Source organism: Acidimicrobiia bacterium (genome assembly GCA_036271555.1).
GTDB lineage: Bacteria > Actinomycetota > Acidimicrobiia > IMCC26256 > PALSA-610 > DATBAK01.
Genome location: DATBAK010000019.1, coordinates 33,186 through 56,311, shown reverse-complemented (window position 1 = coordinate 56,311; position 23,126 = coordinate 33,186). Strand labels below are relative to the sequence as shown.

At 70.7% G+C, this 23,126-nt stretch carries 24 protein-coding genes, 1 tRNA gene and 1 pseudogene; 12 read left to right on the top strand and 14 right to left on the bottom strand.

The window, feature by feature from the left end:
* Positions 1–57: 57 nt before the first annotated feature.
* Positions 58–1,428, bottom strand: coding sequence for an NfeD family protein (locus tag VH914_05995; protein ID HEX4490740.1), 1,371 nt, complete (start codon positions 1,426–1,428; stop codon positions 58–60).
* A 24-nt stretch (positions 1,429–1,452) separates the two neighbouring features.
* Here VH914_05995 and VH914_05990 point away from each other — a divergent pair, with 24 nt between their 5' ends.
* The 5 genes from VH914_05990 (at position 1,453) to VH914_05970 (ending at position 4,876) form a co-directional block, all read left to right on the top strand.
* Entirely contained in the window at positions 1,453–2,424 is a 972-nt protein-coding gene (locus VH914_05990; protein ID HEX4490739.1) for an ArsA-related P-loop ATPase, read from the top strand.
* Entirely contained in the window at positions 2,421–3,551 is a 1,131-nt protein-coding gene (locus VH914_05985; GenBank protein HEX4490738.1) for an ArsA-related P-loop ATPase, read from the top strand. Before VH914_05990 ends, VH914_05985 begins: the two co-directional genes overlap by 4 nt.
* Positions 3,552–3,562: 11 nt before the next feature.
* Positions 3,563–3,988, top strand: a complete 426-nt coding sequence (locus VH914_05980; protein HEX4490737.1) for a response regulator — start codon at positions 3,563–3,565, stop codon at positions 3,986–3,988.
* On the top strand, positions 3,985–4,755 hold the full coding sequence (locus tag VH914_05975) for a 3'(2'),5'-bisphosphate nucleotidase CysQ (GenBank protein ID HEX4490736.1): 771 nt from the start codon (positions 3,985–3,987) through the stop codon (positions 4,753–4,755). The genes VH914_05980 and VH914_05975 overlap by 4 nt, the downstream gene beginning before the upstream one ends.
* Before the next feature lie 43 nt (positions 4,756–4,798).
* Positions 4,799–4,876: transfer RNA gene (locus VH914_05970), tRNA-Pro, on the top strand.
* A 324-nt stretch (positions 4,877–5,200) separates the two neighbouring features.
* On the opposite strand, the gene VH914_05965 is transcribed toward VH914_05970, so the two are convergent.
* On the bottom strand, positions 5,201–5,803 hold the full coding sequence (locus tag VH914_05965; GenBank protein ID HEX4490735.1) for a YdeI/OmpD-associated family protein: 603 nt from the start codon (positions 5,801–5,803) through the stop codon (positions 5,201–5,203).
* A 330-nt stretch (positions 5,804–6,133) separates the two neighbouring features.
* Between VH914_05965 and VH914_05960 the strand changes: the two genes are divergently transcribed.
* Complete coding sequence (locus VH914_05960) at positions 6,134–7,321, top strand: DEAD/DEAH box helicase (GenBank protein HEX4490734.1); 1,188 nt, start codon at positions 6,134–6,136, stop codon at positions 7,319–7,321.
* 145 nt (positions 7,322–7,466) lie between these two features.
* On the opposite strand, the gene VH914_05955 is transcribed toward VH914_05960, so the two are convergent.
* The 4 genes from VH914_05955 to VH914_05940 all read right to left on the bottom strand — a co-directional run bounded on the left by VH914_05955 (position 7,467) and on the right by VH914_05940 (position 13,024).
* Positions 7,467–8,132, bottom strand: a complete 666-nt coding sequence (locus VH914_05955) for a hypothetical protein (GenBank protein ID HEX4490733.1) — start codon at positions 8,130–8,132, stop codon at positions 7,467–7,469.
* 116 nt (positions 8,133–8,248) lie between these two features.
* Complete coding sequence (locus VH914_05950) at positions 8,249–10,687, bottom strand: Calx-beta domain-containing protein (GenBank protein ID HEX4490732.1); 2,439 nt, start codon at positions 10,685–10,687, stop codon at positions 8,249–8,251.
* A gap of 92 nt (positions 10,688–10,779) precedes the next feature.
* Positions 10,780–11,994 (bottom strand): alpha-hydroxy acid oxidase, encoded by a 1,215-nt coding sequence (locus tag VH914_05945; GenBank protein ID HEX4490731.1) that lies wholly within the window; start codon positions 11,992–11,994, stop codon positions 10,780–10,782.
* A gap of 37 nt (positions 11,995–12,031) precedes the next feature.
* On the bottom strand, positions 12,032–13,024 hold the full coding sequence (locus VH914_05940; GenBank protein ID HEX4490730.1) for an iron-containing redox enzyme family protein: 993 nt from the start codon (positions 13,022–13,024) through the stop codon (positions 12,032–12,034).
* Between the two features lie 135 nt (positions 13,025–13,159).
* Here VH914_05940 and VH914_05935 point away from each other — a divergent pair, with 135 nt between their 5' ends.
* From VH914_05935 to VH914_05920, 4 genes are all read left to right on the top strand, one after another.
* Positions 13,160–14,131, top strand: coding sequence for a glycosyltransferase family 2 protein (locus tag VH914_05935; protein HEX4490729.1), 972 nt, complete (start codon positions 13,160–13,162; stop codon positions 14,129–14,131).
* A 56-nt stretch (positions 14,132–14,187) separates the two neighbouring features.
* The gene (locus VH914_05930; protein HEX4490728.1) at positions 14,188–14,478 is read left to right on the top strand and encodes a hypothetical protein; all 291 of its coding nucleotides are present in this window, start codon (positions 14,188–14,190) and stop codon (positions 14,476–14,478) included.
* 337 nt (positions 14,479–14,815) lie between these two features.
* A complete protein-coding gene (locus tag VH914_05925; protein ID HEX4490727.1) occupies positions 14,816–15,817 on the top strand; it encodes a glycosyltransferase family 9 protein in 1,002 nt (333 codons plus the stop codon).
* Entirely contained in the window at positions 15,814–16,167 is a 354-nt protein-coding gene (locus tag VH914_05920; GenBank protein HEX4490726.1) for a VOC family protein, read from the top strand. Before VH914_05925 ends, VH914_05920 begins: the two co-directional genes overlap by 4 nt.
* A gap of 15 nt (positions 16,168–16,182) precedes the next feature.
* Here the strand turns inward: VH914_05920 and VH914_05915 are convergent, their stop codons facing one another.
* From VH914_05915 to VH914_05900, 4 genes and pseudogenes are all read right to left on the bottom strand, one after another.
* Complete coding sequence (locus tag VH914_05915; GenBank protein HEX4490725.1) at positions 16,183–16,437, bottom strand: hypothetical protein; 255 nt, start codon at positions 16,435–16,437, stop codon at positions 16,183–16,185.
* A gap of 622 nt (positions 16,438–17,059) precedes the next feature.
* A pseudogene (locus VH914_05910) lies at positions 17,060–17,200 on the bottom strand (DUF4235 domain-containing protein).
* Positions 17,201–17,213: 13 nt separating this feature from the next.
* The gene (locus tag VH914_05905) at positions 17,214–17,498 is read right to left on the bottom strand and encodes a DUF3618 domain-containing protein (GenBank protein HEX4490724.1); all 285 of its coding nucleotides are present in this window, start codon (positions 17,496–17,498) and stop codon (positions 17,214–17,216) included.
* On the bottom strand, positions 17,462–17,890 hold the full coding sequence (locus VH914_05900; protein ID HEX4490723.1) for a phage holin family protein: 429 nt from the start codon (positions 17,888–17,890) through the stop codon (positions 17,462–17,464). The genes VH914_05905 and VH914_05900 overlap by 37 nt, the downstream gene beginning before the upstream one ends.
* Positions 17,891–18,071: 181 nt before the next feature.
* Here VH914_05900 and VH914_05895 point away from each other — a divergent pair, with 181 nt between their 5' ends.
* A complete protein-coding gene (locus VH914_05895; protein HEX4490722.1) occupies positions 18,072–19,058 on the top strand; it encodes a DUF1259 domain-containing protein in 987 nt (328 codons plus the stop codon).
* A 301-nt stretch (positions 19,059–19,359) separates the two neighbouring features.
* On the opposite strand, the gene VH914_05890 is transcribed toward VH914_05895, so the two are convergent.
* Together VH914_05890 and VH914_05885 are read right to left on the bottom strand one after the other, a co-directional pair.
* Positions 19,360–20,217, bottom strand: coding sequence for a class I SAM-dependent methyltransferase (locus VH914_05890; protein HEX4490721.1), 858 nt, complete (start codon positions 20,215–20,217; stop codon positions 19,360–19,362).
* Between the two features lie 18 nt (positions 20,218–20,235).
* Complete coding sequence (locus VH914_05885) at positions 20,236–20,799, bottom strand: TetR family transcriptional regulator (GenBank protein ID HEX4490720.1); 564 nt, start codon at positions 20,797–20,799, stop codon at positions 20,236–20,238.
* Between the two features lie 81 nt (positions 20,800–20,880).
* Here VH914_05885 and VH914_05880 point away from each other — a divergent pair, with 81 nt between their 5' ends.
* A complete protein-coding gene (locus VH914_05880; GenBank protein HEX4490719.1) occupies positions 20,881–21,759 on the top strand; it encodes an SDR family oxidoreductase in 879 nt (292 codons plus the stop codon).
* Positions 21,760–21,769: 10 nt separating this feature from the next.
* On the opposite strand, the gene VH914_05875 is transcribed toward VH914_05880, so the two are convergent.
* Together VH914_05875 and VH914_05870 are read right to left on the bottom strand one after the other, a co-directional pair.
* Positions 21,770–22,495 (bottom strand): FAD-binding oxidoreductase, encoded by a 726-nt coding sequence (locus VH914_05875; GenBank protein ID HEX4490718.1) that lies wholly within the window; start codon positions 22,493–22,495, stop codon positions 21,770–21,772.
* Entirely contained in the window at positions 22,488–23,099 is a 612-nt protein-coding gene (locus VH914_05870; GenBank protein ID HEX4490717.1) for a sulfite oxidase-like oxidoreductase, read from the bottom strand. Before VH914_05870 ends, VH914_05875 begins: the two co-directional genes overlap by 8 nt.
* Positions 23,100–23,126: the final 27 nt, after the last annotated feature.

The following is a 23,126-nucleotide window of genomic DNA, read 5'->3' as shown; positions in this document are numbered from 1 at the left end:
CCCTCGGAGTGGGCAACGCGGCGGAAGGTACTGCCCGTTGCTTCTCCCCGACAAGGGTCAGGTATGGATTTCGCGCGCGCCGCCGCTCTCGGGTTCCACTTCGAGCACGAGGCCGTCGATGGCCACGACACGGATCGCATCGCCCGCCGGGATCGGTGTCGCGCGATTCGTGCGCGCGCGCCATCGCGCGCCACGTAGTCGGACGACACCATCGGGATCGACCGCCACCTCCGCGGTGCCCATCTCGCCCACGAGCCCCTCGCGCCCCACCGTCGGCGTCGCGAAACGCGATCGGATCATCGCGGTCATGCCGCCGACCATGAAGGTGGCCGTCAACCCGCACACGATCACGATCGACCACCACGTCGGGTCGAGGCGCGACGAGCCGCCGTAGAGCGTGAGCGAGCCCGCGACGAGCCCGGCGGCACCGATGCCCGTCCACACACCGAGCGTGCCCGCCTGCACATCGACGGTGAACCCGAAGATGCCGAACATGAGGAGACCGACCGCCCACCACTGCACCGGGAGGTGCGAGAAGCCGGTGAGGCCGCCGACGAGCGCGAGCGCGCCGACGAGCCCCGCGAGCCCGATCGACGCCGTGTAGAACTCGAACACCAGCAGCGCGAGGCCCGCGACGAACAGCATGTACGCGACCCACGGGCCGTCGAGTGTGTGCAGCAGCTGATCGCCGAGTCCGAGCTTGGAGAAGCGGACGTCCTGGTTCGGCTGCTTGCGCCGGCCGCGCCCGGTGCCGATGACGGTCGCGGTCGAGAGGCGGCGCGCGCCGGCCGCGGTCTGCACGGTCTTGTTGTCGAGGCCGACGACGAGGTCGCCGAGCACGTTGTCGACGCGGTCGACGGTGTGCGACGCGCCCGCGTCGTCGGCGTTCAGACGCGCGCCGTCGAAGAGCCGCTTCGTCGCGCTCTGGCGCGACGACGGCACGTTCGCCGCGATCCACGCGTCGACCGACGGCGCGATCTCGTCGCCGGGATGATCGAGGCGCACCGGCGTCGCAGGACCGACGTGTGATCCGGGTGTGATCGACAGCACCGCGGCCGACTCCGCGAGCACCGCGGCGCCACCGCGCGCGGTCGAGCCGGTCGGCCCGATCCACACCGCGATCGGCACGGTCGCCTCGTGAATGCGCTTCGCGAGCGCGGCGACGTCGACGTCGACCGCGCCGCTGGAGTCGAGTTGGAACACGAGCAGCGTCGAGTGGCGGTGCTCGGCGCGGTCGATCGCGCCGCGAATCAGGCTCGCGTTCGGCGGATCGACGAGCCCTTGCACCTGCACGACGTCGATGCCGGGGAGCGACGCGGGTGTCGCCGCGCGGGCGGCTCCGGCGAACGCGCCGAGCAGCGGCGCAGCGAGCGCGACGGCGGCGCACACCCCCATCCACCAGCGCCGACGTTGGTGGAAGGGTCGCATCGTCACTCCCGTAGCATGCAGGGGATGGAGCCGGCCCGTTTCTGCTCCACGTCGCGCGTCGTGATCGTGGCGGGCAAGGGTGGAGTCGGAAAGACCACCGTGACCGCCGCACTCGCGGTGGCCGCGGCCCGCACGGGCATGAGCGTGCTCATCGTGGAAGTCGAGGGCAAATCGGGGCTCGCGTCCGCCTTCGATCGCCCCGCGCTCACCTACGACGAAGCGCACCTCGACGACGGCATCATCGCCCGCACGCTCACGCCGGACGCCGCGCTCCTCGACTACCTCGTGAGCCACGGCATGAAGCGCATCTCGAAACGCCTCGCGGCGTCGGGCGCGCTCGACGTGGTCGCGACCGCGGTGCCCGGGATGAAGGACATCCTCGTGCTCGGCAAGGTGAAGAGCATCGAGCAGGACCGCACCGCGGATCTCATCGTGCTCGACGCGCCCGCGGCCGGGCACGCGATCTCGTTCCTGCTCTCGGCGCGCGGTCTCGTCGACGCGGTGCGTGTCGGTCCGGTGCGCAAGCAGGCGCAGGACGTCATCGAGCTGCTGTCGGATCCGCTGCGCTGCCAGGTGATCCTCGTGACGATTCCGGAAGAGACGCCCGTCAACGAGCTCGTCGACACCGCGTTCGCGATCGAGGACCGCGCCGGCGTCGCACTCGGACCGGTGGTGGTGAACGGGTGCTACGACGCGCCCGAGTACGCGCTCGCGGCGGCGGCTCCCGACGCGATCGCGGCCGACGCGACGACGATCGACCGGTTCGTGTCGCCGCGCGAAGCCGAAGACCTCGCGCACGCGGCCGAGTTTCGCGCCGCGCGGTACGCGATCCAGCAGGAGCAGGCGGCGCGCCTCGCGGACCGGTTGCCGTTGCCCCAGCTGCGGTTGCCGTTCCTGTTCCACTCCGAGCTCGGCCGCCGCGAGATCCATCACCTCGCCGACGCGTTGACCGCGCAGATCGAGCTGCTGCCCGAACCCTCCGCAGTTGGGTCGTGACGAACCCGGCGCTCGCTCAGCTGATCGAGAAGGACTCGATCATCATCTGCTGCGGCAGCGGCGGTGTCGGCAAGACCACGACCGCGGCGGTGATCGCGCAGGCGGCCGCACGTCGAGGGCGCGACGCGGTCGTCGTCACGATCGATCCGGCGAAGCGGCTCGCGAACGCGTTGGGACTCGACGAGCTCTCGGACTCGCCGTCGGAGGTGCCGCGCGCGATGTGGGATCCGTCGGGCGCGGCGCCGCGCGGCGGTCGTCTCTCCGCGCTCATGCTCGACACCAAGACGACGTTCGACCGTCTCGTCACGCGGTACGCGGGCGGTGAGGAACAGGCGCAGCGGATCCTCGACAACGGCTTCTACCGCAACGTCTCGGGCGCGCTCTCGGGCACGCAGGAGTACATGGCGATGGAGAAGCTGTACGAGCTGCACGACGACGGTGGCTTCGAGCTCATCGTCGTCGACACGCCGCCGACGCGACACGCGCTCGACTTCCTCGACGCGCCCGACCGGCTGTTGCGCATGCTCGACAACCGCATCTTCCGTCTCTTGATGATGCCGACGCGCGCGTATCTGCGCGTCGCCAGCGTCGCGGTGCAGACGTTCCTGCGCACGATCTCGCGCGTCGTCGGTACCGAGGTCGTCGACGACATCGTCGCGTTCTTCCGAGCGTTCGAGGGCATGGAAGCCGGGTTTCGCGACCGCGCGACCCGCGTGCGCGCGCTCCTCGCCGACGGCGGTGCCGCGTTCGTGCTCGTCACTTCGCCGCGTCGCGACGCGATCGACGAGGCGTCGTACTTCGCGCGCCGGCTCGCGTCGGAGGATCGGTCGATCGCGGCCCTGATCGTCAACCGCGTGCATCCCGCGTTCGGCGACGAGCTCGCCGAGGGTTTGCGGCTGCGTGCGGGCGAGCTACGCACCGTCGACGGCGACGCGGGCGTACGCCTCGCCGCGCTCTACGACAACCTCGCCGACTTCAACGAGATCGCGGCGCGAGAGCGCTCGCACCTCGCCGACCTCGAGGAGTGGGTCGGCGACGCCGCGGTCGCGTACGTGCCGTTCCTCGCCCACGACGTGCACGACCTCGACGCCCTCTCCGAGATCGGCGCCGAGATCTTCGGCGAGTAACGTCCCCGGCCGTGACCACGATCCTCGTCGCCGCCGAAGCCGAGTGGGTGCGCAACCAGGTGCGCACCGCCTTCGTCGGGCCGGGCCAGGAAGTGGTCGAGGTCACGCGCGGCCAGGAGGTCAAGGGCGCGGTGCTCGAGCACGACCCCGACCTCGTGGTGCTCGACCTCCAGATCGCCAACATGGGCGGGATCGCCGTCGCGATCGACCTGCGCAACGAGGAGTCGGCGTGGCGGCTCCCGCACAGCACGCTCCTGTTGCTGCTCGACCGCGAGGCCGACCGCTTCCTCGCGACGCGCGCCGACGTGGAGGCCGTGCTCGTGAAGCCGGTCGACGCGGGCACGCTCCGGCGGACGGCGAAGCGACTGCTCGCGGAGCGGGCCGAGCGCATCGCGAGTGAAGAGCGCGAAGCCGCCGACGCCGCGGCCGACGCGTGACCGCCCTCTCCGACGACGAGCTGGCCGCCGCGATCGCGCAGCGGGCCGGCGAGCTGCTGCTCGAGGTGCGCGCGACCGCGCAGTCAGAAGGCGTCGACGACAAGACGACGCGCAGCCGCGGCGACCTCACGAGCAACGAGCTGATCCTCGCCGAGCTCGCGCGTGAGCGACCCGACGACGCGGTGTTGTCGGAGGAGTCGAAGGACGACCCGATCCGACTCGCGGCCGAGCGCGTCTGGATCGTCGACCCGCTCGACGGCACGCGCGAGTTCGCGGAGTTCGGACGACCCGACTGGGCCGTGCACGTCGCGCTCGTCGTCGCGGGCACGCCGGTCGCGGCCGCGGTCGCGTTGCCCGCGCTGGGCGAGGTGCTGTCGACCGCGAACCCGCCCTCGCTCGCGCCGGCGCACGCCGGCGCAGTCCGCCTCGTCGTCAGCCGCACGCGGCCACCGAAGGTGACCGAGTTCCTCGCGTCGACGATGACGGCCGAGCTCGTGCCGATGGGCTCGGCGGGCGCCAAGACGATGGCGGTCGTGCGCGGCGAAGCCGACGTCTACGCGCATGGCGGCGGACAGTACGAGTGGGACTCGGCCGCGCCGGTCGGCGTCGCCGCGGCCGCGGGGCTGCACGTGTCGCGACTCGACGGCTCGCCCCTCGTCTACAACCAGCCCGATCCGTATCTCCCCGACCTGCTCGTGTGCCGCCCCGAGCTCGCGGAGACCGTTCTCGCCGCGCTCGCCGCGGCACCCCCGGACACGGCTGATTGACCGGAGGCCTTCGCAGGCTCGACCACTACACTCATCTCTCCCACGGGGCGTAGCGCAGCTTGGTTAGCGCGCAGCGTTCGGGACGCTGAGGTCCCGGGTTCAAATCCCGGCGCCCCGACCAACCAACATTGCTGCAGGTGACACGCTGCGCCGGTGCTCCGGCGTCGATCGCGCTCAGGCGCCGACCCCGCGGGACCGGCGCGACGGCGAATGCGAGTCTCGTCGCCGACTCGCCTCCAGGCCGTCGAGTTGAGTGAGCTCCGTATTGCAGATCGCGCCGCGAGACCCGCTGCTTTCCCGCAGCTGCTTCCGATCGATGTCGTGGGCTTGCCCGCGTCAGGCCCACTCCTCGGAACGCCGTGGCAGTCGGCCACGCGCTCACAACGCCCGATCCGCCACCGCTCTGCGCGCGGGCCGATCGGCAGATCTGTAGGTGACGACCGGGCTATACCGGTCGGGCGCGTTGCTGGGGATGGATCGTTTCGCCACGAGCCAGCATCTCTACGAATTGATCGACCCGACGAGAGCGAGTCTCGGCACGCTTCGCGGTTTCGATGCGGTACAACACCGCGTATCGGTTGGCCCCGCTCAGGTCGGCGAACATCTTCTGCGCAGCAGAGTTGGCCGCCAATGCGGCCGCGAGATCGGCCGGAACCGATGCCTCTGCCTGTCCCGAATACGCGGCGGCCCAGCGGCCATCGGCCTTGGCTTGGTCGATCTCAGCGAGCCCGGACGGCCGCATCCGGCCCGCCGCGATCAGTTCCTCGGATATGCGGAGATTGCGCTTCGACCACTGACTCGTGCGGCGCCTGGGAGTGAACCGCTGCGCGAACGTCGCGGCGTCGCGGCTTCGCTTCTGGCCGTCGATCCATCCCTGGCATAGCGCTTCTTCCAGAGCCGCGGCATAGGTCAGGCTGGTCGGGTCAGTCATGCCTTTCTTGGCGAGGACCAACCAAACACCGTCGGAACGGTCGCAATGCGCGTCAAGCCAGGCGCGAAACGCGGCCGCGTCCGAAACGATCAAGGTCGGAACATCAAGTCCTGCCATACGCCGCCCAGATTGCTCGCTCTGCGCTCCTCATGGAAGCTGGCGGTCATCAGTCGCAGCGACGACGAAGTCGAGAGGGCACGGCGCGCATCGAGCGGACGTGACCGGCAGGCCTTCGTGGGCCGCTCGCGCGGACTGAACGACCAACCCCGTTTCTCCGGATCTGCCGCCTCGGGGCCGCCGAGGCCCGGCTTCGCCACGCGGAGCGGTTACCATGGCGGGTCGCTCCTGAGCGACACGCTTCGTGGGAGTCTTCCCACACTCGGTCCTCGTTGCTCGAAACGCTGCGTCGATCGTCACCAGCGTTCGCAACTATCAGAGGATTCTCTCTTGTCGTTCTCAGAACTCGGCGTCTCCGCCGAACTCGTCGTCGCGCTCGAAGCGCGCGGCATCACCGCCCCGTTCCCCGTCCAGACCGCCACGATCGCCGACGGCCTCGCCGGCCACGACCTCTGCGTCGAGGCTCCGACCGGATCGGGCAAGACCCTGGCGTTCGGTATCCCGCTCGTCGCGCGCGTCGGTCGCGCCGCGCCCAAGCGGCCGCGCGCACTCGTGCTCGCGCCGACGCGTGAGCTCGCCGCGCAGATCAGCGCGGAGTTGGCCCCGCTCGCCACCACGCGTCGCAAGCGCGTGCTCGCCGTGTACGGCGGCGTGGGCTACGAGCAGCAGCTGCGCGCGCTGCGCCGCGGCGTCGAGATCCTCGTCGCGTGCCCCGGCCGGCTGCAGGACCTCGTCGACCGCGCGGCCGTCGTGCTCGACCAGATCGAGATCGTCGTCATCGACGAGGCCGACCGCATGGCCGACATGGGGTTCCTTCCCGTCGTGCGGAAGCTGATCGACCGCACGCCCTCGACGCGCCAGACCCTGCTGTTCTCGGCGACCCTCGACGGCGACATCTCGGCGTTGACCACGGGTTACCAGCGCGACCCGCGCCGGCACACCGTCGCGGCGGCGGCGGGCCAGGAGCAGAAGCTCGAGCACCGCTTCGTCGACCTGGAGCCGGGCGCGCTCGTCGATCACACCGCAGAGCTGATCCGCGCCGAAGGCCCCACGATCGTCTTCTGCCGCACCCGTCACCGTGCCGACCGCATCTCGAAGCAGCTGCGCGCCGCCGGCATCGAGGCCGCGGCCATCCACGGCGGTCTGTCGCAGAACAAGCGTGATCAGACGCTCGCGCGATTCAAGGCCGCGCGTCTCAGCGCGATCGTCGCGACCGATGTCGCCGCGCGCGGCGTCCACGTCGACGACGTGGCCTGCGTCGTCCACTTCGATCTGCCCGCCGACGCGAAGACGTACGTGCACCGTTCGGGACGCACCGGCCGCGCCGGCGCCACGGGCACCGTCGTGAGCCTCGTCACTCGCGAGCAGCGCGCGGAGGGCCGAGCGCTCCGGGCGCAGTTCGCGCCGTCAGAAGCGGACAAGTCGCGAGCACACAACGAGCGGGCCGCGCGTCCGGCGAACCCGCGATCCGGTCGTCGCCGCTCCCGCAATCCGCGCCGCACCCGTTCGGCTTCGTAAGCGCGCCAGGCCTTCGGGCCCTTCCACCGGTGGCGTCAGCCACCCACGGTCGCGGCGCGGAGGTGCGCGTCGTGATCAGAACCCGACGAGTCCCGGCCGCAATCGTCGCGCGCTACGCGGGCGGTGCCGTGGGCGTCGGCGCGCCCTACGGGTGGCCGGTGAGCGTCGCCCGGCGTTCGACGCGCCAGGTCGCGATCGCGAGCGCGACGGCGACGCAGCCGATCACGGTCGTCGCGACCGAGTCGGCCCATGTCCAACCCAACGCGCGCGTGGCGACGGTGCCCGCCAGCGTGACGGCGGCTTGCATCGCACCGATTCCAGAGAGATGGCCGTCCGAGCGCAACGCGGCGCTGCCGACGCGGCGCGCGACCTGAACCTTGCGGGCGGACAACACGCTCAGCGCGACCAACGAGACCGCCGCGAGCACGACACCGACGTTGGACGCTTCACCGGCGCGGCCCATTGCGAGCCGCACCGCGCCGACCGCGATCGCGCCGAGACCCACCGAGAACAGACCGACGAGCACGACGAGGTGCGCCGCGCGCTCCGATGTGCTCGACAGTGCGTCGTCACGCAGGCCGCGCCGGAAATGGAGGCACAGCGCGATCGACCCGATCGCGTCGACGATGCCGATCGCACCGAACGCGACGAGCACCGCGGTACTGCTGCGGATGCCGACGACGATCGACGCCGCGCTCGCGCACACGGTCCACGCCACGCTCACGAGCGAGACTCGCAGCGCGGCATTCACGTGGGGACGGTGCATTCCGTCGTGATGCATTCCGTCGTCGTGCAATCCGTCGCGGCTCATCGGGACGCCTCCACCGGCTCGTGCCGACCAGACTTCCCGGCGCACCCTGAATGTGACGGAACCGGCTCCAGGCTACGCGAGCCGACGACTCGCGGGCGCGACTCGGGGCGGTCTACCTAGAAGCGCTGCTGCGGCCCGGCGGCGGAGCCGTTCGTGAAGGTGATCGTCTCGGCATTGCTCGTGATCGCGCCGGTGGAGACGCGCACGTCGAGCACCCACGGCGCGTCACCGAGGTCCTCCTGCAGGATCTGCGCCATCCGGCTCGCGTTCGTGTTGCTCGTGGTGAGCCGCGTGCCGTCCGGGCTCACCTCGAGGACCGTGCCGGTGAAGCGGAAGTGACGCATCGACCCGGTGAAGAACCCGATCGACGTCGCACCGGTCAAGCCGCTTCCCGTCAGCGTGAAGATCGGCCCCGGGTGATGCGCGAGGTTCACCGAGGCCGGGCGCGCCCGCACGAGCTGCGGACCGTCGAGCGTGATCACGTCGGTCGGACCCGCCGCGGACACGAATCCGTCGACGGTGACGCGCACGTCGAGTGTGTAGCGGCTCTGATCGCCGAACTCCTCGTGCAGGATGTTCTCGATGCCCGCTTCCTCGGTCGCGTGCGTCGTGATCTGCGTGCCGTCGGCGCTGACCGCGAACTTGCTCGGGTCCAGATGGAACAGCCGCTGTGAGCCCGAATAGAACCCGACCGCGGACGCACCCGTGAACCGCGAACCGGTGATCGTCCACGTCGGCGCGAGCCGGCCGACATCCGACTCGGCCGGCGTCACGCTGCTCACGACCGGTCCGGTTCCGACCGTGATGGTCTGTGCGTTGCTCGTGATCGCGCCGGTCGAGGCGCGCACGTCGAGCACCCACGGCGGATCACCGAGATCTTCCTGAAGGATCTGCGCGATGGCGGTCGGGTCGATGTTGGCGGTGGTGATCTTCGTGCCGTCGGCGTTGACGGTGAGATGACTCGCGACGATATGGAAGTGACGCGTCGTACCCGTGTAGAAGCCGACCGACGTCGCGCCGGTGAAGCCGCTCCCGTTCAGTGTGAAGGCCGGGCCGGGGTGCACGCTGAGGTCGACGCTTCCCGGTCGCGCGCCCGTGATCATCGGACCGTTCAGCGTGATCACGTCCGCGGGCGTCGCGACCGAGGTCGCGTCGCCGACGCTGACGCGCACGTCGAGTGCGTAACTGCTCTGATCGCCGAACTCCTCGTGGAGGAGGTTCTCGAGCCCTGCTTCCTGCGTTGCGTGCGTCGCGATCTGCGTACCGTCCGCGTTGACCGAGAAGTTGCTCGGGTTCTCGTGGAACAGACGATCGCTGCCCGAGTAGAAGCCGACCGCGGTCGCACCGGTGAACCCGGATCCGGTGATCGTCCACGTCGGAGCGAATCGGCCGACATCCGACTGCGACGGGGTCACCGCGCTCACGGCGGGACCGGTCAGGATGCGGCCGCCGCCCGCGGTGCCCTGCGGAACGTACGCGTAGCTCGGGTTCGAGAGCTCGAGCAGGAAGTCGAGCTCCGCATCCGTCGTCGGCTCGCCCGGGAGCACGGTGACAACAACCTTCCGACTCGTCGTCCCCGCGGGGAAGGCGAGCGTGCCGCTCGTCGCGTCGTAGTCGGTGCCCGCGATCGCGGTGCCGTCCTGCGTGACGTCGTCGAGGTACGCGGGATCCGATTGCGCGGACGACAACGCGACCGTGAACACGATCGTCGCGGTGCCGCTCGTCGGACGCGCGACCGGGCCCTTCGTCGACACCGACACGGTCGGCAACGTGAGGTTCGAGTTCGTGATCGTGAACGCGTCGCCGGAGCCGACATCCGACGTCTCGTCCTGCATGACCAGGCCCCACACCGAGCTCTGCCGCACCGACCTCGGATGCGTCGCGACGTACGCACCGAGCGGACCGCCGTTCACGTCCGTCGACGCGAAAGGAACCGGGTTGTACGGAGGCACGCCGCCGTTCGCGCTCTCGGAGTAGTCGATCGCGCCGACGAACGCGCTGCCACCCCAGGAACCGTTCACGACGATCGTCTTCGTGAAGCCCTGGCTGGGCGAGCTGATCGTCGCGGTCAACGCGCTCGGGTCCACGGACTCCGAGAGCTGGATCTGCGTACCGGGAAGCGTGCCGAGGAATCCGTGCGGGTCGTACGGCTGGCCGTTCAGCAGCGCGTTCATGAGGTTGAACTGCGAGTAGCCGCCGCCGCTGCTCGGCGCGCAGAACGACTCGACCATCACGTACTGGCCGCCGACCTCGAGCGTCTGCTGCAGGCCCGGTTGCGACGATCGCTCGGCCACCGGCACGAGGCCGCACTGCAGTGTCGGGACCGTGACCGTCGTACTCACCGTCACCGTCGTGCCGGTGTCGAACGCGTACCCCGCCTGCCCCGCGATCTGCTGCACGCGGCCCGGGTTCGCGACCGCCGGACGGAGGATGCCAGCCCGGTGCGCCGGCCGTTGCGGCGCGCCGACGCGCGTGCGCGCCGTCGCCGAGCCACCCGGCAGCGTCGAACCGCAGACGACCACGGCGACGAACGCCGCGCGCGCTCCTCTTGCCACCCCTGACCCGCCCCGGCCCACGCGGCGCACCGTACGACCGCGGCCGGGACCGACGCAACGGCGCGGCCGGAGGAGCGCGGTCGCGCCTCGACTCAGCGCAGGTCGAGCACCGATCGGTCGAGCCCGGCGACGTCGTCGGCGCCGACGAGCATCATCGTGCGGACGAGGTCGGCCCGGAACCACTCGAGCATCCGCTCGACGCCGCGCTCGCCGGCCGCGCCCAGCGCGTAGAGGTACGCGCGGCCGGCCATGCACGCGTCGGCCCCCGCGGCCAGCGCCTTCACGATGTCGCTGCCGCGCCGGACGCCGCCGTCGCAGATGATCTCGATCCGCCCACCGACCGCGTCCGCGACCGGCGCGACGAGCGACAGCGCGGCCGGTGCACCGTCGAGCTGACGACCGCCGTGGTTCGAGAGCGCGATCGCCTGCACACCCGCGTCGGCTGCGAGGCGCGCGTCGTCGACGGTCTGGATGCCCTTGATCACGATGGGCCCGCTCCACACCGAGCGCAGCCACTCGACATCGCGCCACGAGAGCTCGGGATCGAACTGCGTGTTGATGTAGTCGGAGAGGGTCACCGGCGACGCGCCGTCGCCGACGTCGCGCCCGACCACGTTCGCGAATCGGATCGGCTCGCTGCGCACGAACGCCCACGTCCAGGCCGGGTGCAGCGCGCCGTCGATGATCGTGCGCGGTCCGATCGCGGGTGGCAGCGAGAAGCCGCGGCGCACGTCGCGCTCGCGCCGGCCGAGCACCGCGCTGTCGACAGTGAGCACGAGCGCCTCGTAGCGCGCGGCCGCGGCCCGTTCGATCATCTCCTTCACGAGGCCGCGATCGCGCCACACGTAGACCTGGAACCAGAGCCGGCCGTCGCTGACCGCGCGCACCTCTTCGATCGAGCGCGTGCTCAATGTCGACAGCGTGTACGGCAGTCCCGCGCGCGCGGCCGCGCGCGCGACCGCGAGCTCACCCTGCGGATCGGCGATGCGCGTGAAGCCCGTCGGTGCGAGCGCGAGTGGGTACGCGAGCGGCGCGCCGAGGATCTTCGACTCGAGCTTGACGTTCGTGACCCCGCGCAGCACCCGCGGACGGAACGTCGTCTCTGCGAACGCGCGCTCGTTCGCGTGCAGCGTGCGCTCGTCCTCCGCGGCGCCGTCGATGTAGTCGAAGACACCACCTGGAAGTCGACGCTTCGCGATGCGGCGAAGATCCGCGACCGACGCGGCTCGCCGCAGGCGCCGCGCGACGGGGTCTGTCTCGATCGGCTCGAACCGGATGACCGACCGCAGCGTGTCGAGGACGCTCACGTCGGGAGTCTCTCATCGTGCGGGATCGCTCGCCGGGTCAGCTCGCGAGACGAAGCGACGCCGCGAGCGGCGCGCGCAGCGAGGTGCGACCCTCGGCCCACGCGCCCAACAGGCGGCGGGCGAGGTCGTCTTCGAGCAACGCGACGGCGCGCGCACCGAAGGCGACGTCGGCGGCGAGCTCGGGCTCGTCGTGGATCAGACCGCCGGCCATCCGTTCGAGCGCAACGTGTTGATGCCACTCGTCGGCCTCGACGTGCGCGGTGTAGAAGGGCGCGCCTTCGGGCACGCGTAGTCGCTCCAACGCGGCCACGTACCGGCCCATCGGGACGACCGAGCACATCTCGAACAGCGCGAGGTGGCCGACGAGCGCGCCCCGCCAACGCCGGTGCAGACCGAAGTACGAGACGAGGTTGACGGTCGAGAGCGTCGCGCCGGGCACGAGGTCGAGCAGCGCGCCGTAGCGCGCGTCGAGTCCGAGCGCACGCATCGTGTCCGCGAAGAGCTCCGCGTGCATCGACGTCCGTCGTCCGTTGCCGTACTCGTCGGCCTGGATCTCGATCACGGCCGCCTTGGCGGTGCCGGAGAGGCGCGGGATCACCCACGTGTGTGGGTCCGCTTCCTTGAGCTGATACGGCGCGCGATGCACGGCGAACTCGCGCATCTGGTCGAGCGTGCCGCGCTCGGCCATGAACGCCGAGACCGACGGACCGTCGGAGCTCGCCAACCGCCGCAGCGCGTCGAAGACCGCGCGTGGCTCGGTCGGGGCGCGTCCGAAACGCTCGTCGACCCCTGCCCGCAACCGCGAGAGAAACGCGCCTTCGAGTCGGGCCGTCAGCGCGAGCAGCGCGGGATGCCACTCGAGCTCATCCGAGACCCCCGCAAAGCCTCGGTACCGAAGCTCGTACGCGCAGTAGAGCGCGAGCGGCTGGTCCTCGCCGTCGAGCGCGTCGTCGGCGAACGCCACGCGATCGAGCGCAGCGAGGTGCTCCTCGCAAGGATCGCGCAACGCGCGCAGCAGCGACACGCTCACCGGCCCCCGGGGCTCCGGAAGGGGCGGTCCCGCACCGCGAGTCACCTGCATGGTCGACGGCGGTACCCAGTGCGGCTCCGCCGCAACCGAGGCAACGGCCGTTTCAGGGTCCCCCGCGCGGGTAGATCGCGCCGCGTGGCCGCGCCCGAGCCGCTCGCGCTTTCGTACGTGTTGCCCGTCCGCGCCGACGCGCCGGCGCGCGAGCTCACGCCGTATCTCGAATGGCTCGGCGCGCACGTCGACGTCGTCATCGTCGACGGATCCGAGTCGCAGACCTTCGCGACGCATCACGAGTGGTGGAGCGGTTGCGCACGCCACATCCCCGTTGATCCTGCGCGCGCGACACCCAACGGCAAGGTCGGCGGCGTACTCACCGGCCTGACCGAGTGCGCGCACGATCGCGTCGTCATCGCCGACGACGACGTGCGCTACGACCGGCCCGCGCTCGAACGGGTCGCACGGCTCCTCGACGGTGCCGACGTCGTGCGTCCGCAGAACGTGTTCACGCAATGGCCGTGGCACGCATGGTGGGACACGGGGCGGACGCTGCTGGCCCGCCTGACCGGCGGTGACTGGCCCGGAACCCTCGGCGTGCGACGCGACTTCCTCCTCGCCCTCGGCGGCTACGACGGCGACGTGATGTTCGAGAATCTCGAGCTCGTTCGGACGGTCGTCGCGGGCGGGGGCCGCGAGCACGTCGCGCTCGACGTCGTGGTCGGGCGGCTGCCGCCGCCGGCCGGGCAGTTCCGCGGCCAGCGCGTGCGACAGGCCTACGACGAGCTCGCGCGCCCCGCGCGCCTGGCGGTGCAGCTGTGTCTCCTGCCGCTCCTGCTCGTGGGCGGCCGGCGGATCGCGATGCGCGTGCTGCTCGCGAGCGTCGTGGCCGCGGAGATCGGGCGCCGCCGCGCGGGTGGGAAGCGCGACTACCCGGCCGTCGCGGTGCTCGCCGCGCCCCTGTGGGTCGGCGAACGCGCGATCACCGTGTGGCTCGCCGTGCTGCAGCGTGTGTGTCGCGGCGGCACCGCCTACCGCGGTTCCCGCATCCGGCGCGCCGCGTCGCGACCGACCGCACTGCGCGCCCGGTTCGCCCCGGGGCGCCGGTGTTGACACGACGGGCCAAGGGGTAGAGCGCGCGCCACGTGTCCGTGACGAGGAGAGATGAGATGCCGACGAAGAGGGCGAACGTCAAGAACGAGAAGCAGTACGAAGCCCTGAAGGACAAGGGCATGTCGAAGTCGCGCGCCGCGAAGATCGCCAACTCACCCGGCGCTTCGAAGCGCGGTGGCAAGAAGTCGGGCTCGGGCGGCGACGCCCGCCAGGGCGGCACGACGGCGCAGCACAAGGCCGCGGGCCGCAAGGGCGGACGCGCCGCCGCGAAGAAGGCGACCAAGAAGACCGTGAAGAAGAGCACGGCCAAGAAGCGCGCCGCGAAGAAGTCGACGAAGAAGCGCTGACCGTCAGCGCGGGACGGACAGGTCGCGGTCGAGCAGCGCGCCAAAGACTCGATCGAGCGTCTCCGACGCGTCGTCCAGCAGATCCGACGCAAACGCCTCGTGCAGTGTCCACGCTCCGCAGAGCGCTCCGAACAATCGAACGATCATGTCGCCCTCGCTACCCAACGCCGCGTGCGACCAACGCCGTCACGGCGGCGCGACCGTTCAGCCGATACACACACGCGCTGGCCGAGTCGCCGCAGCCGCGAACAGCGCGAGGATTGTTCCGGCAGCTCACGGGTACGGAGGGCCCGAGTCCGACAGCGCGGCTCCTCACCGATCGACCGGAGCCAGCACGATGTCGTCGGGACCCACCGATCCGTTTTCGGGACGTCCGCCCGCGCTCGTCGCGCTTCGCGCCGCGGGACTCGGCGATCTCTTGACCGCCGTGCCCGCGCTGCACGCGCTGCGCGATGCGTTCCCGAAGCATCGCCGTTACCTCGCGACGTCGGCGAGCTACGCGCCGCTCGTCGAGCTCATCGGCGGCTACGAGCTCCTCGACGTCGCGGGGCGCTCACAGCTACCCGACATCGAGGACCTCGATGTCGCCGTGAACCTGCACGGCTCGGGACCGCAGAGCCATCGCGCACTGCTCGCGCTGCACCCGCGCGCGCTCGTCGCGTTCGCGAGTCCCGGCGCGTTCGACAACGGTCCGCCGTGGCAACGCGACGAGCACGAGGTCCACCGCTGGTGCCGGCTGCTCGACAACGTCGGCATCGCCGCCGATCCCACGCGCCTCGGCATCAAGGTTCCGCTGGACGATCGTCGCCTCGGCGGTGACGACGTGACGATCGTGCATCCGGGTGCGGCCTCGCCCGCGCGGCGCTGGCCGCCGGATCGCTTCGCCGCCGTCTGCCGCGCCGAGCGCGCGCTCGGACGGCGCGTCCTCATCACGGGCACGAAGAGCGAGCTGCGTGCGGCTCGACGTGTCGCGATCGACGGCGGTGTCTCGCGCGACGCGGTGCTAGCCGGCACGCTGCCGTTGCGCGAGCTCGTCGCACTCATCGGCCGCGCGGGTCGCGTCGTCTGCGGCGACAGCGGTATCGCGCACCTCGCGACCGCGACCGGCACGCCGTCGGTCGTCCTGTTCGGACCGACGTCGCCCGCGTGCTGGGGACCGCCCGCGGACCGCCCGCAGCACGTCTCGCTGTGGACCGGACACCGCGGCGACCCGCACGGCATGCACTGCGATCCCGGGCTGCTCGAGCTCACGGTCGACGACGTGTGCTCGGCGCTGGCGCAGCTTCCGTGCCGGCCCTGGCACGCGGGCGCCGACCTGATGCGACGCAGCGCGTCGTGAGCGATGCACCCGCCGAAGTCGGCTGGGTGATCTTCGACTGCGTCGACGAGGATCGCGTCGCGACGTTCTGGCAGGAGCTGCTCGGACTCGAAGGTCGGAGGCGCCGCGATCAGTACGTGTTCGCGCGAGCGCCGTCCGGACTCGGGTTCGGCTTCCAGCGGGTCGCCGGCGCGAAGACGAGCAAGAACCGCGTGCACGTCGACCTGCGGGTCGCGGATCTGCCGCGGACGCGCACGCACGTGGTCGAGCTCGGAGGCGCCGAGCTCCCGGATTACGACGGCGGCTTCGTGGTGATGGCCGACCCCGAGGGCAACGAGTTCTGCCTCATTCCCGCCGAGGATGCGGCCTGACGATCGTGACGCCGTTCAAGACGTCGGCGGGGTCGGCTGCATGCCCGTCGTGGTCGCGGTCGGCTGCTTGAACACGGTCGTTGTGGGACCGGCCGGTGGCGTCGTGGTCGATCCGGTCATCGGCAGCGACGTCGTCGGAGAGCCGAACGCGGTGGACGACGGCGTCGACGAGAAGGTCGACTCGGGCGACTTCGATGATGAGCTCGAGCAGCCCGCGACGATCGCACACGACGCGACGAGCGCGACCACGAGCACGCGTGCGCGCCTCACGCGCGTGTCCGACCGCGTCGCCGCGCGGCGAAGAGCACTCCGGCGATCACACAGATCACGACTGCAAGCAAGACGAACTCCATCGAGGATCCGCGCTACCCCCTGCGTGCAGGACGGGAAACAACCGTCCGCGGCACATGGCGATCGAGGAAGAGGTGTCTATCCCTTGTTCACCGCGCGTGTCGCTCGCTCAGCGGAGCGACCACCGCTCCTTGAAGCTCGTACGGCTCGCCGCGCGCACATGCCGGCGCGCGCCTGCGCGACGGCGCGCAGGACCATGCGGCCGCGCTCGACAGGACGATCACGCTTGCCGTCTCCGAGCGGTCTCATGGCGCTCCGCACGGTCCGAGTTGTTCGACCGATGATCCGGCAACTCGTTCTGCATCGTCGTGGGCGCCACTGCGAAGGTCCTGTCATAGATCTCGTGTCGGCGCTGCACTCTCGGTCGACGTCGTCCGATGCATCGCCGTCCTCGAGGATGAAGGTCTCGAGCACGCAGCCCGGTCGCTCGACGAGTTTGCTCGCGTGGCCGACCCTTGCCGGTGATCGGAGAAATCTCCGGCGCGGCGGTCTCCTGCGGGACGCGCTCCCGACCTCGCTCCGAAATGAGTCTCGGACGGCGCTATGTCGCCGTCGCGCGGTCGATGTCGCGTGCCGCGGCGCGATCGACCGCCGCCTTCACGACGCCGAAGACGACACCGTGCAGCGCGGCCGCCGCGAGCACCTCGCCCCACGATCGCTCGCGAGCAGGCGGAGGGGCGCGGTGAGCGCTCGGATCACGAGTGCCCTCGCGTCCGCACGCGTCCGACCACGACGCCGATGACGATGAGGCCGAGCGCGACGAAGGTGCTCGGCCGCTCGCGGATCATGCGCGCCGTGGCCTGCGCCGAGTCCTGCACGCCCGAGGGTGCGTGCTCCTTGACGCGCGAGCGGACCTCGCCGACCTTGTCGCTCACGCGCGCCCTGACGTCGGCCTTGCGCTCGAGCGCCTCGAGCGTCTCCGCGATCTGCGCGCGGTCGCGACCTATTGCGCTCTCGATGTCACTTCGGTCTTGATCCATCCGACGTCCTCCTTCGCGTGGTCGATCGACTCGCTCGGGACGGGTGGCGCCGCGCGTTCCAGGTCCTTGCGGCCTGCAAGCGCGGTGATACCGGCGAGCAACAAGTACGCCGCACCGACGATGAGCGCGGCGGCCCATACCGGCAGCGCGAGTGCGATCGCCGCGACGACGCAGCCGGTGAGGCACACGAGCGCGGCGAGCCCGAACAGCGCGGCGCCGCCCAGCATCCCTGCGCCGCGCCCAGCCTGCTTGCCCTTCTCGGTCATCTCCGACTGGACCAGCGCGAACTCGTCGTGCACCAACTCCGCGACCTGATGCGCGAGTTGTGACGTGAGCTCGGCCGTCGACTTCGTTGCGGTGTCTGCGGAGTCGTTCGGCAACGCCGAGACCATGATGCGCCTCCGGAGAGTCGAGTTGGGCGAGGTTGCTTCGCGATTACCCCTGACCTCCGGGGTGAAACGTGCGCCGAGCACGCGTCACGCGCGCGCATCAACTCGCGAACTTTTCGCGCATTGGAATGTCGCCCTCCTCGGCGGGTAGCGGCCTCCCGTCCCCGAATTGCGAGGTGCTCCAATGAACGGACCACTGTCCGACCAGACATTCACCCGGCGACGGGCCCTCGGGCTCGCGGGCGCGGCCGCGGCGGGCGCCGCACTCACGCGGCTGCCCGCGATTGCGGACGGCGCGACTCCGTCGGCCTACGCCGCGCCGGCGGTGCCGACGAGCCCGTCGGCGCTGCCGAAGGACCGGCTCGAAGCGATCCTGAGGACCGACGGCACATGGAGCAACGGCCTGCTGCAGTTCGAGTACGAGCGCGACGACCTGCACGTCACCGGACCGCACGGCATCCCGTTCAAGCCGGCGTTCGAGGTCAACGGCACGTTCTTCTTCCAGTCGCTCGGTCACGGCCGCGCCATCATGAACGGCGACACCGCGTTGCTCTCGCACGAGCTCAACCCGTTCATCGACGCGCTGCTCGCGCATGGCCTCGTGTTCCAAGCCGAGCATCAGCACTACTTCGATCTCGACCCGATGGTGTGGTTCATCCACACACGTGCGGTCGGGGACCCGATCGACATCGCACGCGGCATTCACGCGGCGATCGCGACATCGGCGACGCCGCTTCCCCAACACTCGCCCGCGCATCCCACGACGCCACTCGACGCGAAGCGCATCGGCGAGATCATCGGCGGCGACGCGACGGTCGGTGCGGAGGGGACCGTGACGGTCGACGTCCCCCGACGCGAGCGCCTCGTGCTCGACGGCGTCTGCATCAACCCCTTCCTGAACGTCATGACGGGCATCTCGTTCGAGCCGCTTCCCGGTGGCGGGTCCCAACACGCGGCGTGCGCGCCGGACTTCGGGATGATCGCCTCCGAGGTCGACGCCGTCTGTCGTCGCATGCGCGCGAACGGCTTCGAGATCCACTGTCTCTACAACCAGGAGACGGCCGAGCAGCCGCAGCTCTACTTTTCCCACCACATCGCGACCGGCGACGCGCTCGAACTCGCCCGCAAGGTCCGTCAGGGCCTCGACCTGATGAACGTCGAGCTCCATTAGCGCGACCGTCCCTCCCTCCGGCACAGGAGTACTTCTTCTCTCTGCATCGCGCGCGCGCGTCGCCACCCTCGACCCGATCGCGGAGTACGACCACACGGGTCCGAACGGCACGGTCAACGGCGAGGTCGACGTGGGCGGCTTCGTGTACCGAGGACGAAGAACGGCGACCTGCCGCTGTTCCTGCTCGGCTTCGGACGCGACGCTCGCGGCGAGCTGTACGTCCTCGGCAACACGAGCGGGGGCGTGAGCGGTGCGACCGGCGTCGTCGAACGCTTCGTCCCGTGACGCGACGCCGCGCGTGTCAGGTCGTGGCGATCAGAAAGTCTTCACCCGTCGACGGCCGGAGACCGTCGACGCGCTCGGAGAAGTAACGCGTGGCGAGCACGCTCGACGACACGTGCTCCGCGTGCTCGAAGCCGGCGTCGCGCGCCAGCGCAAGCACCTCGTCGGGCTCGTAGAAGCTCACGAACGGCGTGCCCGAACGTTGCGCGCCCTGCTGCGCGGCCTCGTACGCGACGCGGTCCTGCGCGTCGACGAGGCCGGTCGGCAGCAAGAACGTCATCGCGAGCGTCGAGCCCGCCGGCAGCTGCGCGACCTGACGCAACGTTGCCATCGTGGCCGCCTTCGTGAGGTACATCGATACACCCGTCGACGCGACGACCGCGGGCAGGTGTGCGTCGAAGCCCGCCGCGACGATTTCGTCCCACCACGACGCGCCCGACTCGAAGTCGACCGGCACGAAGTGCAGCCACTCCGGAACCGCGTACTCGAGTGCGGCCAGGCGCTCGCGCTTCCACTGCTGCGCCCCGGGTCGATCGATCTCGTAGACGTGCAGCGGTGACGCGCCGGACGGGCGCCGTTGCGCGTAGGTGTCGACGCCGGCGCCGAGCAGCACGTACTGCGTGACTCCGCGCTGCGAGCAGTCGTCGACGAGATCCTCGACGAACCGGCCGCGCGCGACCATCCCGGCACGGAAGGGGCCGGTCCAGTCGCCCATGTCGGGGCGCGCCATCCAGTCGTCACCGGGCGCGGCGATCTGCAGACCGACCTCGTCGATCATGACGTGCGGCGGTGCGTCGACCAGCACGTGCAGCGCGCGCCACAGCGCCGTCCGCACCGCCGTGCTGTCGGGTGTTGCGGGATTCACACCGTTCGACATCGCACCGATGCTAGCAAGCTAGCCGGCAGTGACGGTCCGCAACGTGTCGAGGGACTCGTGCACGAGGCGCGAGAGGCTGCGGCGCTTCGGATCCTTCGCCCAGCGTTCGAACGCGACGCGAAAGGCCGCCATCCCCGCTTCGGCGGTGAGGCTCGCGGCGGGCTCCCTGACGCCCCGGCTGCGCAGCGCCCCCGCCATGGCCGCGGCAGTCGACGACAGCTTGATCAGCTCGCGCTCGCGCAGCTCGGCGTTCGCGGCGATGATCGCCTGCCGTCGCTGCACGACGTCGCGGCGCGTCTGGAAGAACGTCGCGAGCGCGTCGAACGCGCGGGTCACCGCGTCGATCGGCGACGCCGCGACCGGCGCGTCGACGATCGCGTCGACGATCAGGTCCTGGAATGCGGTCGTTCCCGAGAACAGCACTTCGCGCTTGTCGCTGAAGTACCGGAAGAACGTCCGCTCGGTGAGCCCGGCGCGTGCGGCGATCTCGGCGACCGTCGTGTTCTCGTAGCCCTGTTCGACGTAGAGGTCGAGGGCGGCCTGCTCGAGCCGGCCCTGCGCGTCGGGCTGCCAGCGGGTCACCGACGAATCCTAGGTGATGACAGATCCTGACATCAGTGCTACCGTGATGTCAGTATCTGACATCGCTTCTGGAGGTGCTCCATGCGCGTCTTCGTCACCGGCGCGTCCGGCTTCATCGGCTCGGCGGTCGTTCCCGAGCTGCTCGAGGCCGGTCACGAGGTCGTCGGGCTCGCACGTTCCGACGCGTCGGCCGCCGCGATCACGACGCTCGGCGCCGGCGTGCACCGCGGCGATCTCGACGACCTCGACGGCCTCCGCGCCGCAGCCGCCGCGTCCGACGGCGTCGTGCATCTCGCGTTCGTGCACGACTTCAGCCGCTACGACGCGTCACTGCGCATCGACCTCGAGGCGATCGAAGCCATGGGCACCGCGCTCGAAGGCTCCGACCGACCGTTCGTGATCGCGTCGGGCGTCGGCTTCGTCGCGCTCGCCGCGGGGAAGCACCCCGAGCTCGAGGCCCGTTTTCCCCGCAGCGCCGCGGGTCGCCGAACGGTGCAGCTCGCGGAGCACGGCGTCCGTTCGGTCGTCGTCGGCCTGCCGCCGACGGTGCACGGTGCCGGCGACCACGGCTTCATCGCGACGCTTGTCGGCATCGCGCGCGAGAAGGGAGTGTCCGGCTTCGTCGGTGACGGCTCGAACCGTTGGTCGGCCGTCGACCGCTTCGACGCCGCGCACCTGTTCCGCCTCACCGTCGAGCGCGCGGCCGCGGGCTCGGTATTCGCCGCGACCGCCGACGAAGGCGTCCCGCTGCGCGAGATCGCGGAGATCATCGGGCGTCACGTCGGCGTTCCCACTGCGTCGATCGCGCCCGAGGACGCCGCCGAGCACTTCGGGTGGCTCGGCACGTTCGTTGCAATCGACACCGCGGCTTCGAGCGAGCAGACCTACGCGCAGTTGGGCTGGCAGCCGACGCGTCCGGGACTCGTCGAAGACCTCGAGCAGGGCCACTACTTCGAGTGACGCGACCCGCTCAGCCGGTCGGGCCGAAGCGCTCGACGCGAATGCGCTCGACGGGGATGCCGCACGCGATCGCGAGATCGGTGGCGGCGTCGCAGAAACCGGGCGAGCCGCACACGTACGTCGTGATGTCGGCGAGGAAGTCGCGCGGCAGATCCCCGGTGGCGAGGCGACCCGGCGGTCGTGCGAAGTCCGGCGGCGCGGCGCGCGTGTAGACGATCGTCACGTCGCGACCAGGGAGCTCGTCGGCGTAGTACAGCTCCGCGGCGGAGCGCACCGAGAGCACGAGGTGCACGCGCGACTCGCCGCCGACCTGGGTGCGACGCGCCTGCCGCACCATGGCGGCCAGCGGCACGACGCCCGATCCCCCGCCGAGCAGCAGCGCGCGACCGTCGCCGTCCCACACGAACCACTCGCCGATCGGTCCCCGCACCTCGATCTCGTCGCCGACGACGACTTCGTCGTGCAGGAACGTCGACACCTCGCCGTCGACGAGCCGTTCGACCGTGAGGTCGATCTGGTCGGTGTGCTGCGGATCGTTCGCGACCGAGTACGAGCGGGTCGCGGTGTAGCCGTCGGGCGCGGTCAACCGCAGGAGGAAGTGCTGGCCGGCGCTGCGTTCCGCCGGACGTTCGAGCGCGAGCGTGAAGGTCTTCGCGCTCGGAGTCTCGGTGCGGATCGCGACGACGCGCGCCGTCTGCCACGCGGTCGCGCGGCGCGGTGCGGTCGTGTCAGTCACCCCAGTAGCGCTCCTCGCGCCAGGGATCGCCGTGGTTGTGATAGCCGTTCTGCTCCCAGAAACCGGCCTCGTCGTGGTCGAGCAGGCGCAGGCCGGCGACCCACTTCGCGCTCTTCCAGAAGTAGAGGTGCGGCACGAGCAGACGCGCGGGACCACCGTGCTCGGGCGCGATCGGCGCGCCGCCGAACGAGAACGCGACCCACGCCCGACCGTTCCGCACGTCGTCGAGCGGCAGGTTCGTCGTGTAGCTGGTGTGACTCGACGCGAGCACGTGCGTGGCCGTCGCGCCGACGCCCACCGCGTCGAGCAACGCGTCGACCGACACGCCCTCGAACTCGGTGTCGTGCTTCGACCACGTCGTGACGCAGTGGATGTCACCGCGATACGTCGACTTCGGGAGCGCCTGCATCTCGTCCCACGTCCACGTGCGCGGGTGATCGACCAGACCGTCGATTGCGAACGTCCACGTGGCGGTCGAGAGGTGGGGCGTCGGTTCGGCGGTGAGCACGGGCCACGCATCGCCGACGTCGTACTGACCGGGCGGGAGCCAATCGGCGCGAACGCGCGACTCGCGCTTGGCGAACCCTCGCGTGAAGTGAGCCATACGCACCTCCTGCCCGACAGACTTGCA